The sequence below is a fragment of the Texcoconibacillus texcoconensis genome (assembly GCF_014202575.1).
GTDB lineage: Bacteria > Bacillota > Bacilli > Bacillales > Salisediminibacteriaceae > Texcoconibacillus > Texcoconibacillus texcoconensis.
Genome location: NZ_JACHHB010000004.1, coordinates 64227 through 80125 on the forward strand (window position 1 = coordinate 64227; position 15899 = coordinate 80125).

At 39.7% G+C, this 15899-nt stretch carries 15 protein-coding genes and 1 riboswitch; of the genes, 5 read left to right on the forward strand and 10 right to left on the reverse strand.

Going from position 1 to position 15899, the window contains the following annotated elements; genetic code table 11:
- Positions 1-4: 4 nt before the first annotated feature.
- Positions 5-1069 carry a YpbB family protein gene (locus tag HNQ41_RS05375; RefSeq protein ID WP_184663391.1) on the reverse strand — a complete coding sequence of 355 codons (1065 nt, stop codon included), beginning with the start codon at positions 1067-1069 and terminating at the stop codon, positions 5-7.
- A gap of 236 nt (positions 1070-1305) precedes the next feature.
- Here HNQ41_RS05375 and HNQ41_RS05380 point away from each other — a divergent pair, with 236 nt between their 5' ends.
- Positions 1306-1554: a ferredoxin gene (locus HNQ41_RS05380; protein ID WP_184663392.1), complete on the forward strand. Its 249-nt coding sequence runs from the start codon at positions 1306-1308 to the stop codon at positions 1552-1554.
- A gap of 225 nt (positions 1555-1779) precedes the next feature.
- A complete protein-coding gene (locus HNQ41_RS05385) occupies positions 1780-2271 on the forward strand; it encodes an inorganic diphosphatase (protein ID WP_184663393.1) in 492 nt (163 codons plus the stop codon).
- 37 nt (positions 2272-2308) lie between these two features.
- On the opposite strand, the gene HNQ41_RS05390 is transcribed toward HNQ41_RS05385, so the two are convergent.
- The 3 genes from HNQ41_RS05390 to HNQ41_RS05400 all read right to left on the reverse strand — a co-directional run bounded on the left by HNQ41_RS05390 (position 2309) and on the right by HNQ41_RS05400 (position 4894).
- On the reverse strand, positions 2309-2968 hold the full coding sequence (locus HNQ41_RS05390; RefSeq protein ID WP_184663394.1) for a cyclic nucleotide-binding domain-containing protein: 660 nt from the start codon (positions 2966-2968) through the stop codon (positions 2309-2311).
- 32 nt (positions 2969-3000) lie between these two features.
- The gene (locus tag HNQ41_RS05395) at positions 3001-3702 is read right to left on the reverse strand and encodes a FadR/GntR family transcriptional regulator (RefSeq protein ID WP_184663395.1); all 702 of its coding nucleotides are present in this window, start codon (positions 3700-3702) and stop codon (positions 3001-3003) included.
- Positions 3703-3826: 124 nt separating this feature from the next.
- Positions 3827-4894, reverse strand: coding sequence for a M14 family metallopeptidase (locus HNQ41_RS05400; RefSeq protein ID WP_246421496.1), 1068 nt, complete (start codon positions 4892-4894; stop codon positions 3827-3829).
- A gap of 157 nt (positions 4895-5051) precedes the next feature.
- Here HNQ41_RS05400 and serA point away from each other — a divergent pair, with 157 nt between their 5' ends.
- Both serA and HNQ41_RS05410 read left to right on the forward strand, forming a co-directional pair.
- Positions 5052-6665 (forward strand): phosphoglycerate dehydrogenase, encoded by a 1614-nt coding sequence (serA, locus tag HNQ41_RS05405; protein WP_184663397.1) that lies wholly within the window; start codon positions 5052-5054, stop codon positions 6663-6665.
- A gap of 843 nt (positions 6666-7508) precedes the next feature.
- Complete coding sequence (locus HNQ41_RS05410) at positions 7509-8153, forward strand: SurA N-terminal domain-containing protein (RefSeq protein WP_184663398.1); 645 nt, start codon at positions 7509-7511, stop codon at positions 8151-8153.
- Positions 8154-8225: 72 nt separating this feature from the next.
- Here HNQ41_RS05410 and HNQ41_RS05415 read toward each other — a convergent pair whose 3' ends face one another.
- From HNQ41_RS05415 to HNQ41_RS05430, 4 genes are read right to left on the reverse strand one after another with little or no spacing between them, the layout of a single operon-like run.
- Positions 8226-8771, reverse strand: a complete 546-nt coding sequence (locus HNQ41_RS05415) for a cob(I)yrinic acid a,c-diamide adenosyltransferase (RefSeq protein ID WP_184663399.1) — start codon at positions 8769-8771, stop codon at positions 8226-8228.
- Entirely contained in the window at positions 8752-10104 is a 1353-nt protein-coding gene (locus tag HNQ41_RS05420; RefSeq protein WP_184663400.1) for an ABC transporter ATP-binding protein, read from the reverse strand. The genes HNQ41_RS05415 and HNQ41_RS05420 overlap by 20 nt, the downstream gene beginning before the upstream one ends.
- Before the next feature lie 29 nt (positions 10105-10133).
- A complete protein-coding gene (locus HNQ41_RS05425; protein ID WP_425506962.1) occupies positions 10134-11183 on the reverse strand; it encodes a FecCD family ABC transporter permease in 1050 nt (349 codons plus the stop codon).
- Complete coding sequence (locus tag HNQ41_RS05430) at positions 11152-12114, reverse strand: ABC transporter substrate-binding protein (protein WP_184663401.1); 963 nt, start codon at positions 12112-12114, stop codon at positions 11152-11154. The genes HNQ41_RS05425 and HNQ41_RS05430 overlap by 32 nt, the downstream gene beginning before the upstream one ends.
- A 282-nt stretch (positions 12115-12396) precedes the next feature.
- A riboswitch (cobalamin riboswitch) is annotated at positions 12397-12581 on the reverse strand.
- Between the two features lie 118 nt (positions 12582-12699).
- Between HNQ41_RS05430 and HNQ41_RS05435 the strand changes: the two genes are divergently transcribed.
- Positions 12700-13221, forward strand: coding sequence for a MogA/MoaB family molybdenum cofactor biosynthesis protein (locus tag HNQ41_RS05435; RefSeq protein ID WP_184663402.1), 522 nt, complete (start codon positions 12700-12702; stop codon positions 13219-13221).
- A 158-nt stretch (positions 13222-13379) separates the two neighbouring features.
- Here HNQ41_RS05435 and HNQ41_RS05440 read toward each other — a convergent pair whose 3' ends face one another.
- Positions 13380-15167: an ATP-binding protein gene (locus HNQ41_RS05440; protein ID WP_184663403.1), complete on the reverse strand. Its 1788-nt coding sequence runs from the start codon at positions 15165-15167 to the stop codon at positions 13380-13382.
- Positions 15164-15880, reverse strand: coding sequence for a response regulator transcription factor (locus HNQ41_RS05445; protein WP_184663404.1), 717 nt, complete (start codon positions 15878-15880; stop codon positions 15164-15166). The genes HNQ41_RS05440 and HNQ41_RS05445 overlap by 4 nt, the downstream gene beginning before the upstream one ends.
- Between the last annotated feature and the right edge of the window lie 19 nt (positions 15881-15899).

Consider the following 15899-nt stretch of genomic DNA (forward strand, 5'->3'; position numbering starts at 1 on the left):
TCCTTCATCCTTTATCAATTTTACTTAACGAAAGGCGAATCGCGAAATAATCGATATCCGCTGAGATTTCTTCCTTGATCTGTTTCAGTCGCTTCGTGTCCTGTTGTTTAGCAGCTTGCCAAATCTCCTTTTGATCTTCATATGAAACGAATGCGCTGATTGGAAAATCCTTGAGTCGATAAGCCATTTCAACAATATGATCTTCAATCGTACTTCGTTTTAAGCCTCTTTCTTTCGCAATTTCATCAATCGCTAATCCATTGAATAAATGGCGGCGCGTTATGTTAGCCGAGTCAGTTAATACTGAGCTATTGGCTTCTAACGGCATAACAAACTCCGCTAATGCTCGGAAATTCTGCGGATTTTCGCGGATCGTGTTGATTAGTTCATGGATCGTACTACGTAGAAGAAGGTAAACATAATCTGCATCGTAATCGAAGGTTTCACCAAGTTGTTCTACTGTTTCTCCGACATGTTGATATCCGGAAAGTTTCCTCGTAAAAACTTCAGCTCGCAAATCATCAATTGACTGAAGAAACGTCGATAACTCGTGAAAGAGTTGCTTCGCCCATTTTGATTGCCCTTCTTTATTACGAGGGAAATGCTTTTTCACCCATGTCTGGATTGTGCGATCATAATCAATGGGAAGAAATGTATAATCATTATGACGCGCATACGATAAAGATTGCCAAAATAGCACAAGACGCCGCCAAAACCAATCTGCTTGTCCAGAAAATTCATATTCTCCACCTGCTAAACTTTCAGGGATCGGTTTATGATCCCGTTGATGATTGTGGAATTGTCTACCTTCTTCTGTGATCGTCGTCATGCGGTTTTCATCTTCAACGATAAATCCCTTGTTTAACATTTGTCTTCTTATTTCCTCAACGTGATCTTTTTTTAAATAGGGTAAAACACCAAACAATGATTCAACACCGTATAAAGGGCCATCTTGTATTGATTGTGCAGACTTTTTTCCGACAAGTAAGTGATATGCCCCAAAAAATGTTCGTTGTCCTCGAAAATGGTCAATAATATATAGCAATAACCCGAACCGATATAAATCCATAAAGTTCCCTCCAAAAATGAATAACCTGCTACTATTATACGAAAAATACGTATGATATGGCTATCAGAACATTGGTGTGATAAGGATTCTCAGCGATTTTCTATTGAAATGTCCATGGATAATCGATACAATAACAATGAGAAGGCTTTCCCTCCGTCAAGATGCTAAAATAGATTGAAAGAGTCACATTTTTGATGAAGGGATAAATGACATTACATTACGGGAGGTTTTGTGTTATGGCAAAGTACACAATTGTAGACAAAGACACTTGTATCGCTTGTGGCGCGTGTGGGGCTGCAGCACCTGACATTTACGATTACGATGATGACGGTATCGCTTGGGTAATCCTTGACGATAACCAAGGAACGGCTCAAGTTCCAGAAGAGTTAGAGGAAGACATGGAAGATGCACTTGACGGATGCCCAACAGATTCAATCAAAGTTGCTGATGAGCCATTTGACGGAGACGCACTCAAATTTGAATAGATAAACATATTATACTTAATTAAAGATCGTCGCAATCATTGTGTTGTCGACGATCTTTTTTATATTTAGCCGAAAACACTCGTGACTTCAATCATGAGGTGAATCGGCACCAGGACTCCTAACAAAAGTTACTAAAAATACATAAATAAACCGTGACTTTCATTTCAGGACAGAAGTTGCTATAATGTGTCGGTAGTTAACTAAGTTGAAGGAGGAGTACATAGTATGGCTAAGCACAAAGAAGTTGAAGCATTTATTGAAATTCCAACTGGGAGTCAAAACAAATATGAATACGACAAAGAGCGTGGCATTTTTAAGCTCGACCGCGTTCTCTTTTCAACACAATTTTATCCAGCAGAATATGGTTATCTAGAAAATACGTTAGCTTTCGATGGTGACCCACTTGATATCCTCGTATTAACAACAAACCCAACATTTCCGGGCTGTGTAATCGACACACGCGTACTAGGATATTTAAACATGGTAGACGACGGCGAAGATGACGAAAAACTCATCGGCGTTCCAGTTGAAGACCCGCGTTTTGACCACATTCAATCACTTGATGATGTCCCTGAACATAAGTTGAAGGAAATTGCTCACTTTTTCGCTACATACAAGGATTTACAAGGTAAGAAAACAGAAATTGGCGAATGGGCTGGGGCAGAAGCTGCGGCTGAGTTGATTGAAAAATGCTTGACTCGCTATAACGAACAGTAAGTAATTGTACAATTAATGATCTCAAAGGGACTGCTCCTTATTTCGGGGCAGTCATTTTATTAAAAGTATCATTTATGATTATTCTGTCTTTCTTCACTTCAACCTCACCGCGCTGTTCCATCTTTTTCAATTGCCGACTTACTGTCTCTCGTGTCGTACCAATGATGTTCCCAATTTCTTGATGTGTTAAAACGATTGACTTTCCTTGAACGTTTTTCAGATGATCGAGTGCTGCAACTAAACGTTGTTCAACATTTAAAGACAAAACTTCATTTAGTTTCTGTTGTAAATAAAAAATCTTTTCATTCATGACTTTAATAATTTGAAAAGCTAGTTCCGGATGACTTTTCAAAAACAATTCGAACGCACTAATTGGAATCATTAGTACATGGACATTCTTTTTCGCTTGCGCTGTACCAGGATAAGGGCGGTTGTCAAAAAAACCTGTATGCGGAAAGATTTCACCTTCTGATAATACATTGATTAGTGATTCTTCACCACTTTCCGTTAGCTTACTAACAAGCACGGTACCTCTTCCGAGAACGAATAAATGAGTTCGTTCTTCGCCCTCGTGAAATAAAATTTCTTTATCTTCAAATACACGTTGGCGACCGGCCTCTACGATAGGCTTGATATCTTGGTCTGATAAACCCGAAAATATTTCCAATTTCCTAAGCAATGTTAGCCAATCATTCACACAATCTCTCCTAACCGAATTATATAATTATATTATTCCGAATGTAAGAACAAAGCTTTTTCTACCTCTGTAATATGACGCATCATTTGCTCATAAGCAAGTTGTGGATCCTTATTTTCGATCGCTTGAAAAATGGCTAGGTGTTCATCATAAAGCTGATCCATTTTTGTTTGATTCGAATATAGAAATAACTGACGTGCTTCGCGCATTGACTCTTGCATCGTTTCAGAAATGGTCGTCATTAGTCGATCAAGCATGTCGTTTTTTGTGGCCTTAACGATCGCTAAGTGGAATTCAATATCTGAACGCTCGCCGACCTCACCGTCTCCTTCTGCACACTTCATTTCCTCTAAAATACGTCGTAATGCGTTGACATCATCACTGTCTCGGCGTTCCGCAGCCAAAGCTGCTGCTCCTGTTTCATTAAGTTTGCGAATTTCAAATAGTTGACGAATATCTTCTTTCTGCATGACTGAAGGTATCATATCGGCTGATACATTCGTGTCAATACGCTTCACAAATGTCCCTTCCCCTTGTCTTATCTCAATAAGTCCCATAGCTCTCATGGCGCTTAATGCTTCTCGGATTGCTGACCGACCAACATCAAACTCCTCAGCCAATTGTTGAACGGATGCTAGACGATCCCCGGCTTTATATTCTCCATTTTTTATCATTTCCGTTAGTTGCTCTGCTACAATTTCATATATTTTTTTAGGGCGCACTTGCTTCATCATTTTCTACTTCCCCTTCCCCTGTCCCAATCATACAAAGCATTTAACTTGTAAAAATAACACTTGATTTCAATTTTACTTGTTAAGTGACAATGTTTCAATAACTGAAATGATAACGTTTTTACTCCTAGAGGACGAGCCCTTCTAATGCGAGCTCAACATTGTTCACCCATATTTCTTCATAAGCTGACAGAGGAAGTGGATTTTGACCAACACCGATCTCAATCGTAAAGCCTGGTCGCTTGAAATCTTGAATAAACCAATCTTTATAACCTGCATCGCTTTCTGCTGTGTGTACAGGGGTGTAAGAACTTTTCACCGCTAATTTACGTGCCATTTCTTCGCTTTCTTTCGGCTCTTTATGTCTATAACCCCAATATATTAACTGACCTTGAGAATGAAAAGTAAGAACATGCTGAAAAGGATAAGTGTTCGTGAGCTGATAAATCGCTTTTACTTCTGGTTCGCTTAATGGATGCGGCCCACCAAAATGACGAGGCCATGGCTTTTGGGGACTCAGCAGATTTTCTTCTTCCCACCCGGCAGGCCATTGATGATTTAAGTCAACCCCCCTAATATTCGCCGACCAATGGTCAAATCGCTCTACTGATCGGTTAATGTGTCGGACTGTTTGCGCAAAAGGATGGCCGTCATATACACCCTGATGGACTAACTCAATACCGTCCGGGTTCACCATCGGGACGACGTGTAAAGTTATCGATTCAAAGATTTGTGATAGGTTATAGTCATAAAGCAAGTTTTCAGAATATAAAGCTCTTAAAACTTCTTCAACCCAATCAACTAGAAACTTGGAGGTCATCCATTCATTTGCATGCCACCCTCCTGAATAAAAAATATGTTTATTTCCTTTTCCTATTTTCATATGATAAATCGGTTGATGGCACACACTTTCTCCGATTGTTTTCACAGATAAACGAGAAGGGTATAACGCTTGTAACATGGAAAGTTTCATCGCTAAATCCTTCGGCCCAAATTCATAAAGGCAGCTCCCTGGTTTTTCCTTAGCCGTTTCCGGTTCTTTTTCAGTAGGAATCCATACATGAGTATTAGGCTGAACATAATCTTGTAACGACGTGAACCATGGGTTGACTTTCAACAAAGAATACGGAGATATTTCATGAAAATATGCAATCTTTCTTAAAGTGTCTCCTTGACCTGCAATATACGTTTTCAAACCATCCCCTCCTTTTAAGTTCATCACATGATTTACATACAGATTTTTCTTTTTTGTGTAAAACGATATGTGCAAAGATGTTCATTGCATGTTATGATATTACATAATCTTTAGAAAATTCGACTTAATTCACACGTACTTTAGGGAGGTACTTTTCATGGAAGCCGTTGAAGAAAAACAAGTAAATTCTTTAAAAACGTACACTGTACTCGTATCAGATAAGATGAGCGAAGTAGGTCTTGCCCCATTAGAAGCGCGCAATGACATTGACATTGTGAAAGAAAACATTCACGAAACAACCGTAGATTTAACAACCATAGATGCTCTACTGATACGTAGTGCCACAAAGGTAACTGAGGAAGTTCTTTGCAAACTTCCAAACTTGAAAATTATTGGGCGCGCTGGAGTTGGCGTTGACAACATTGACATCGAAGCATCTACAAAACGTGGTATTGCTGTCATTAATGCTCCGGAAGGAAATACCATCTCTACAGCAGAACATACATTCTCTATGCTCTGTTCCCTCGCGCGCAATATTCCGCAAGCCCATGCGTCAATGTGCGATGGTAAATGGGAGCGCTCATCTTTCCAAGGAATGGAACTTCGCGGAAAAACACTCGCCATTATCGGTTATGGGCGAATTGGTAGTGAGCTTGCAACTCGAGCTAAAGCTTTCCAAATGGACGTCATCGTCTATGACCCGTACTTAAATCAACGTTTGGCCGATAAGCACGGCATCACAATTGTTAGCTTCCAAGAAGCGATTGAAAATGGGGATATCATCACCGTTCATACCCCTTTAACAAACGAAACAAAAGGAATGATCTCTTACGATGCGTTTAAAAAAATGAAACCTACTACTCGCATACTCAATTGTGCACGAGGAGGAATCATCGATGAAAATGCATTAATCGAAGCAATTGAAAAACAACAAATTGCTGGAGCTGCTTTAGACGTGTTTACTGAAGAACCATTAAAAGACGAACGACTAACACAAAGTGATCGTATCATTACGACCCCTCATATTGCAGCATCCACGAAAGAGGCACAAGAAAATGTCGCCTCACAAGTTGCAAATGAAGCACTCAACTATTTAGATGGTGAGCCCGCTATCAATGCAATTAACGTCCCTGCCATTCCTAAAAATGTTTACGAATCTTTACTGCCGTTTCATCACCTCACAAAACAAATGGGGAGTTTTGCATCACAATGTATGAAACAACCAGCAAACGATATTACGTTGCAATTTTCAGGTGAATGGAAGGATCAAGAAAGTTCAATATTGACACGCAGTTTTATTGGAGGCTTTCTTGATCCGTTGATCGATGATTATGTCAATGATATTAATTCTAGTATGATCGCAGAGTCACGCGGTATTAGTTATGGCCACAAAAAAAGTGATGAAAATAGTGGTTACTCCCACCTCATACAAGCTCATGTCAAGGGAGACAATGATGAGTTTTCAATTGCCGGAACGTACAATGAAGAGTTCGGCGCACGGATCGTCCGCGTAAATGGTTACCCTATTGACGTTCAACCTGACGAACATTTACTATACATCCACCATCGTGACTTGACTGGCGTTATCGGTAAAGTCGGACAATGTATTGGCACACACGATATCAATATTGCAACAATGCAAGTCGGAAGAAAAGAAGAAGGCGGCGAAGCGATCATGATGCTCGCCATTGACAAAAAAGCGACTTCCAACCTTATTGAAGACTTGAAAACCCTCGATGAAATCAAAACAGTCTCTTTAATTGAGCTCTAAAAAAACACGATAAAAATTGATTTAAAACCGTCACTAATGAGCATCATCATTTAAGGTGACGGTTTTTCACTTTAATCATTCAAAGTTTATTTCCCTTGCACCATTTCTCTACCTAAGTTCCATTTTACACATTCTTAGAAAATTAGGCGCTCAACATAGTTAACACACCACCGGGGAACGGAACACATTCATTTTTCACTCGTTGTAGACATACCCATACCGATGTCCTGGGTGTGGCCGATAACTTATGAGACTATGTGTTCATGATTGATATTTGAAATTTTGATTTAACAATTTAGCCAGTTTCTGATCATATGAATTAAAGCCAGGTAAACGCGCGCGCTTTCTTTAAATCCTTCTAAAATGTTAGGCCATTTCATTTCACTACGATCGCCTGGCCCAATAACGTAAGCCAAAAATACTGTTTCAGTCTCGGAGGTGGTTATGGTAATGTGCGCAAGTTGATTCCCCATTACTATTTTTGATTTCAAAGTCCTATTGGAAAACTTAAAAGTAAGCGGTCTCCTTTTAAGCTAGTGTCCAACGGGCAACAAAAAATAGTACAGCAATTGAACTTGCCAATGTTCCGACGATTAAGAATCGTCTCACATAGTCAACCATACCAACAACCCCCTTTACGAATCGTTCGCTATTTTGATTGTCCTGCACTTGTTATATATATATATGTAACGATTGGACAATTTTGTCCATCTTTTTTTATATTTATTAAATTAATGAGCTTGCCCATCATTTTTCATATTTCATGAATTGATATGACTAGTTATTTTTGATACAGTTAAAACCACTGTAGGTAATCTATTGATAGAAAGGTTGGTTTCATTAATGAATTTCAAAAAAGGACTTACTGTCTTGATGACGACATTTGCGACTACAACGATCTTAGCTGCATGTGGTGAAGACGATGGCGGTGAAGCTGCTGCAATTGTAAATGGTGAAGAAATCCCGCAATCTGAGATCGATTTTCAATTAGAACAAATGGAACAAATGTATGCACAACAAGGGATGGACATGGATGATCCACAGTTGGAAGAAATGTTTGCTGGCATGGATGAAATGATCGTTGAAGAAATGGTTACTCAAGAACTTCTTGTCCAAGAAGCAGAAAATGCAGACATTTCAATTAGTGATGAAGAAATCGAAAGTCAACTAGAGCAAGTACGCAGCCAATTTGGCAGCGAGGAAGAGTTTGAAGAAGCTTTAGAAATGGACAACATCACTGTTGAAGATTTAGAAGAAGATATCAAAACTCAATTAGCAATTGAATCCCTACTTGAACCTGAGAGTTTAGCAGAGCGTGATATTGATGTTTCTGAAGAAGAACTTGAAGCACAATATGAGATGATGGAAATGCAAAACCCAGAAGTTGGCGACTTTGAAGAGGTCAAGCCTGAACTAGAGCAGCAAGTACAACAGCAACAACTCATTGAACAACTTCATGAAGAAAGTGACATCGAGATCCTCATATAGTCTCTACTACGAAGCGGCCTAATCCATCAGTACAACTGAGAATTAGACCGCTTCGATTTCTTTTGATTCAACTTACTTTCCAGGTTGATACGTCACATCCTCAATTCCTCTTCTTGCATTGATTGCACGTGCTGATGCAAAAAAGAGGTCAGACAAGCGATTTAAGTACTTCAAAATAGGTGGATGTAAAGCTTCTTCATCCATTAGGGAAGCAACTCTTCGCTCGGCACGTCGACATACTGTGCGACATTGATGTAGAGCGGCACTCGTCTTATCTCCTCCAGGCAATATAAAAGCATTTATAGAAGGCGCCTGTGACCAGTATTCATCGATACGTTTTTCTAAATGATCAATATACGCCTCTTCTGTTTGGAAATTTGCGTTCTCCTGTACATTCGCTAAATCCCCACCGATATCAAAAAGCTCATGTTGTATACGACTTAGATCCTCGATGATGTCACGATCTTCTTTTTCGTTTAACGTCACAATCGCTTGACCTACAACACTATTTAATTCGTCTACCGTACCGTATGCCTCTACGCGTATATGATCTTTATGAACGCTAGCACCAATTAAACTCGTTTTACCAGTGTCCCCTTTACGTGTGTAAATGTTCATGTACATCCCCCTCGCATTTCACTTCTCTCCACCCTGTATAAAGAGCGTTCTCCACTTCAAAGACAAGTTTTTCATGATCACCATGCCATAACCGTCCACTTTTCTGTGCGGACGCCATCGTTAGTTTTGGTGATTCTTTCAACGAATGACCTTCTTTTTTAATCATACGCTTTACACTTTCTAAAATGTCAAAGTAAATACGTAGAAGAGCGGTTTCCGACATGTCTTGATGGATGAAGATGAAGAAAATATAAGAAGTTTCGTTTTGAAGCATACGTTTTTCAGCATACAAACATACAGTATCATTAGCTAATGTTTGGAATATATAAGAAGTTCTCTCTCCATTAACCAGTAATACGAGCTCACCTTGGTCTCCCTCGGAATTTACATCTCGATCATTTTTTACATACGAAACTTTCCAATCGTTATACCAGGAAAATGCATCTCCTTCAAGTGCAAGGTTTAATGTTTTCATATGGCTCTTTGACGACAAGACTGTTGACTGTTGTTGATGTTTGTAATCGACAAATCGAAGAGAAGCTTCCACTTCCTCATTTTGGTTAGGTGTAAATGTAATTAACGGTTTGGCTACGCGTGGGTGTTCTTTTCGTTCAAATGTCGTTTTATAAACATCATTTAATGAGCCCTGTTTTAAAACATCAAACGGATTGCCAACTGCTGATACTTTTCCTTCGTTTAACAACATCACCCGATCACAAAACAAGCTAGCCATATTCAAATCATGTAAAACAGTCAATGTGGCCACTTGTTGTTCATTGGCAATCCTTCGCATCTCGTTTAAAAAATGAACCTGATACCCTATATCTAAATGGTTCGTCGGTTCATCAAATACGAGTAATTGCGGCTCTTGGGCAAGCGCTCGTGCTAAAAACACACGTTGCTTCTCTCCTCCACTCAATTGATGCATAAATTGGTTTCGGAACCCTCGAACTTGCGTAACTTCCATCGCCCACTGAACAATTTGTTCCCCTTTTTTTAGATCTGTACCAAAAATACCATGTTCATGAGGGTACCTTCCCATACGAACAACTTGTTCAACCGTAAAAGAAAATGACGTTTCTGGCTGTTGATGAACAACGGCAATTTTTTGTGCCAACTGTTTTCGAGAAAACATTGCAATACTTTGACCATTTAAGGTGATTTCCCCATCTTGCTTCGGTAATCTGCCTGTTAATAAATTAAGAAGTGTCGTTTTCCCACTCCCATTTGGGCCAAGGATACCGAACACTTCTCCTGTATTTACGTGGAATTGAATACGATCAACAACAGGGTCCTTTTCATATCCCCCTGTCAACCGCTCTACTTTTAACATCGCTGTCCTCCTGACTGTTCTTAACACGATTACGACATTTTTCTTCGTAATAAAATGACACCAAAAGCCGGTGCTCCTACAAGTGCTGTCACGACCCCTAGTGGAAGCCCAGTTGGTGCGATGATCGTACGTGCAAAAAGATCAGCTAAAATGAGAAAGGTCCCGCCTACAATCGCAGAAATCGGGAGTAAATGTTTATGGTCAGCACCGATCAACAAACGAACAAAGTGTGGGACGACCAACCCTACAAAACCAATTGTACCTGATACGGACACAGCTGCCCCTGTCATAAGAGAAGCAGCAAACAATATCAATATCCTTCGCTTTTCAACATTTATTCCTAAATCATGAGCTGTCCCTTCACCGAATGCAAATGCATTAAGTTCTCGTGCATTCGTCTGTAATATGACATAGCCTATTATGAAAAAAGGGATCAGTAAAAAAACATGTTCCCACCCTCGCATCGCAACAGAACCTAGCAACCAATGGATAATTTGTCGCAGTTCATCTCCACTTAACGCAATAAATAAAGACAATAACGAACCGAGAAAGGAGCTAAACACAATCCCTGTCAAAATCATTGTCTCTATTGTTAGCTGTCGTTGCACCATTTTGGCAAAACTAATAACAAAAATCAGAGACAAAAATCCACCGATAATCGCGACAAACGGAAGTGTTAACGAACCGAGAAAGGGTAAACTGAACCCAAAATAAATAACCAATACAGCACCGAGCGCACTCCCAGATGAAACCCCTAAAGTGTAAGGGTCGGCAAGTGGATTCTTTAACAACCCTTGAAACGCAGCTCCTGCTAGTGCTAAGCTCGCCCCTACAAACATAGCAAGAAAGATCCGCGGAAGACGAATTTCATGAATGATATGAGTATATGTTCCGTCAATATCGGCTTCAAACGGTAACCACTTATCTATTAATATCGTTGCGATATTTAAGTAAGATAACTCTGCACTTCCCGAAGACACTGCAAAAAAAATGGCGAACAACAGTGATACTGTCGCAATAATATAAGTGAAAAAACGAGATTTTCTCTTAATAAATATCTGGATAGATCTTTTCAGCAAGTTGTTCGACTCCTTCTATAATACGTGGGCCCGTCCGCTCAACTAACCCAGAATCAACCTCGTGAACTCGATCGTTTTTCACCGCTTCTACATCTTGCCATGCACTTCGATCAAGTACTTGCTGTTTCGAATCTTCAATTGCTGCTCCATATGTCGTAATAATGATATCAGGATCATGAAGCACCGCATCTTCCTCATTATATTCAGGCCAACCTTGCTCATTAACGACATTTTCTGCGCCAACCATTTCAATCATTTCATTTAATATCGTTCCTTCTCCAACCGTAAATAACTCTGGTTCTGGCCAAATTTCCACCCATACACGTGCTCGTTCTTCATCGTTAATCATATCTGCCTTTTCTTCAATTTGTGCAATGCGTGTATCAAAGTCTTCGTTTAATTCTTCGGCTTTATCATTTAAACCAAGCACTTCCCCGATCATTGTCATTGTTTCTTGAACTTCCGCAATTGAATGTGCATCGTCAACGACAATAACATCTACCCCTGCTTCTTCGATTTGTTCGACCCCGTCTGGGTTGTTCAATTCTCCAGCTAAAACAAGATCAGGGTTCTTCATTAATAATGCTTCGATATCAATTTCCATGTCACCAACAGAAGGAAGGTCTTCAACTTCAGCTGGATAATCATCATTATCTGTTACAGCGACAAGTCGCTCAAATGCACCTAAGGTGTACACAAATTCAGTATTACTAGGAAGGATAGAAATCAATTCTTCTGGCTCTTCGTCAATCGTCACTTCTCGTTCCCACGCGTCTTTCACCGTTACTGGAAACGCCCCTTCATCACCGGCGCTTTCCGTTTCCCTTTGGTCTTCTAAATCTTTTGGGATTTCTTCTGCATCATTACATCCGACTAAAAGTACGCCAAAAAAGATGACAGAAAGCGTTAATCGTTTTCCTCTTTTCAACAAAATCATCTTCCCCTTTTTATAATATGTATTTGTAAATCAAACCACACCTTTGAAAAAGAAAAGACTGACGAAGCAAAAGAATATACTGGCCGTTTTCGTACTAGCAAAAAACGACATTGATTGCTAATACTATAACGATAAACAGCATATCTTTGGTTCGTCAGCCTTCGATGAAAACCTTAGCGAAAGAACGTTTTGTCGACATTTTAACATCAACACAACAGCATTGACTCTTACCTTATACGACAGGTCCTCGTTTCGCTTACCTTTTCCTCGAAGGCATTGCGATGAATCCTTAAGGTAGGTCTCCTGACTTACGCTTCATCGGAATCGTTTCCCTTCCCGTCGATATACGACAGTGGTATTTGAAACGTCCTCTTCGCTTACAGTGGCGGGACCGTGTTGGATTTTCACCAACTTCCCTTTTCACACGCTTAACTAACGTGACCTTAAAGATTTGTTTGATTTACTTTTTCCATTATACTATAAAACAAACAATTAGCGACATCAACAAGAAATAAGTTTGTGGATTTGTTCAAGTACCTCTAAAATAGATATATGAAGTAGATGAAAGGAGTTATAAACATGGGCGTAAATCAACACCGCAAAGAAGCACCAAAAAACGTGAAATGTATGATTGTTACCGTATCTGATTCTCGTACAAAAGCCACAGATAAGAGTGGAAAACTTATTATTGACTTGCTTAAAGAAGCAGGATACGAAGTGACTGATTACCAAATCACAAAAGATGAATACACATCGATCCGTGAAATGGTAAGAGGCGCAGATAACCGTTCAGACATTGAAGCGATTATTTTCAATGGGGGCACTGGCATCACTTTACGTGATACAACTTACGAAGCCGTCAGCAGTATGCTCGACAAAACAATCCCTGGTTTTGGTGAATTATTCCGATTTCTTAGTTTTCGAGATGACATCGGTGCTGCGGCAATGCTGAGTCGTGCTGTAGCTGGCGTGCGAGGTAAAACAGCGGTCTTTTCAATTCCCGGGTCCTCGGGTGCTGTTAAACTTGCAACAGAACAACTCATCATACCAGAATTGACACACGTGATGAGAGAAATCTATAAAAATGAAGCAACATCATAAATAAAAGCACTTAAGCATTTAATCACTTTAAGTATCACCTTTACATTAACAAAAGTCACCATAGAGGGGAAAGCAATCATTTTCCATTGCTTAATAACCTCATATGGTGACTTTTTCTTCAATGTTTCTGATGAAACAAAAAGTTTCGCGCCTATTCGCTATGAGTCATCCAAACCATAGGGGATGTATACGGAAAACGTCGTTCCTTCTCCTAATTTGCTGTGAGCTGACACTTGACCCCGATGAGCTTCGACGATATTTTTAACAATCGCAAGCCCTAAACCTGTACCAGAGTGTCCACGTGTTCTTGCTTTATCTGCCTTATAAAACCTTTCAAACACGAAAGGTAAATCCTCTTCAGCAATACCTGAACCCGTATCTGTTACATCTAATTGTACACCTTCATCATCCGAACGAATATTAAGCAAAACTTTGCCTCCCTCACTCGTATGACGAAAAGCATTGTCAATTAAGTTTGTTAATACTTGTTCTAAGCGATCTGGATCAGCATCCATATCGATCTCTTTATTCTCGATATTCGAGATTAATTGAACGTTGTGATCGTTTGCCGATGCTTGGAATTTATTCATGATTCGTTCAGCAAAGTCGTTAAGTGAAAAGCGTTCACGATTTAAAGTAATATGTCCTGCTTCCATTCGAGCGATATCAAGCAATTCATTGACTAACCGTCCCATTCTTAATGTCTCGTCATAAATAATTTGAGCCAATTCTCGTTTTTCTTCTTCTGAAGGAACGACATCGTCTACAATCGCCTCACTGTATCCTTGAAGCAGAGAAATAGGCGTTCGAAGTTCATGGGATACGTTTGCAATGAAATCTTTCCTTAACTTGTCATGCATTCGTTCTTCCGTCATATCACGAAGGACGGCAACCGCACCACGTACATCAGACTTTTGATAAAGTGGCGTCATTAAAACAACCCACGACCGCCCTTGTACATCAACTTCAACCATTTGTTCCTTTTCTAACTCTACAACTTGATTAAACAACGTTTCTATTTCTTTCGGTATTTGAGGTGTTTCTTCTGATGACAATCCTTGTTCGAACACCCATGCACGAATAAATTGATCAGCCGGTGGATTCGTCACAACAAGTGAACCCTCGCGGTCTAACGTGATAACACCATCCGCCATTGAACTCAAAATTCGTGATAATTGTTCCTTTTCTTGATTCAGTGCAGTGATATTTTTGTTTAGCGCACGGGCCATTCGGTTGAATGCCATACCTAGTAAACCAATTTCATCCCTGGTTAGAATTGGTACTTTCGTATCAAAATTCCCCTTCGCTACCTCTAAAGAAGCTTTTCGCATTTTACGAAGAGGTGCTGTAATTCTTGTCATGAGGAAGAAAGCAAAAACGGTCGTTAAAATAATCGCAATCCCCGCTGATAACAAAATAATATTTGTCGTTTCTCCTCTTGCTCCTTCAACGACATCAAGAGACTGATACATAAAGACAGCGCCCGATTCGCCACCTATATCAACCGGGATACCAACAATCATTTGTTCATTTTCTAGTTGTTGACCATCGATAAAAAAAGGATCACTTCCATGGTTTATAACCTCAGTTTGATGATCAAATACTGCGGACAATGCCTGATCCTCAAAAAAAGTGGCTGATGGTATAAGAGATTCTCCTTTTTGATCTGAATACCAATACTCAGCCTCAGAAGTAGCAATAAACACATTGCAACTGTAATTTTTTGCGATATTCATGGCTGATTCAACTGCTGAATCAACATCATCTGCATCTTCTATAACCGTAGCGATAACTGAAGCATGGTTTGTCAATCGCTCCTCTTCTTGAGCGGTATGGAAGCGCTCAAAATATTGTAATAAGAGAATCGTAACAACAATGAGGACGACAGCCATAAGGAGGATAATCGTCGCCCATAGTTTTCCAACGACACTACGCCAAAACATCATTCAGGATTCGCCTCAAATTTATAGCCTACGCCCCAAACAGTTGAAATCATATCAGCTGCCTCTGGAGAAACTTTACTTAATTTTTCACGTAACCGTTTCACATGTGTATCTACCGTTCGCAAATCACCAAAAAATTCATAATTCCAAACGTCTTTTAACAGTTGCTCTCGGGCAAAAACTTTATCTGGTGATTGAGCTAAATAATGTAACAGTTCATATTCTTTTGGCGTTAAGCTAATTTCTTCATTATTTGTCGTCACACGATGAGCATCATTATCAATTGTTAAATGCGGAAATACGAGCATATCTTTTGTCGACGTTTCTGTTTCTAAAAACTTCGTTTGTGAAGAACGCCTTAACAACGCTTTTACTCGTAAAACGACTTCACGCGGACTAAAGGGCTTTACAATATAATCATCTGCTCCTGACTCAAACCCTTGTACTCGATTTGATTCTTCACCCTTTGCTGTCAGCATGATAACAGGTGTCGCTTTTTTACCGCGAATTTCCTCACATACTTCAATGCCATCAACCCCTGGCATCATTAAATCAAGCAAAATCAAATCGTAATCTTTATTGATCGCCATATCTAAAGCCGTTTCACCATTTTCTGCATCTTCTACAATAAAGTCTTCACGTTCTAAATACATACGTAGTAAACGGCGAATTCTTTCTTCGTCATCAACAACTAAAATTTTCATTTCTTCAGCCATTCTAATCCCCCTCATCTCT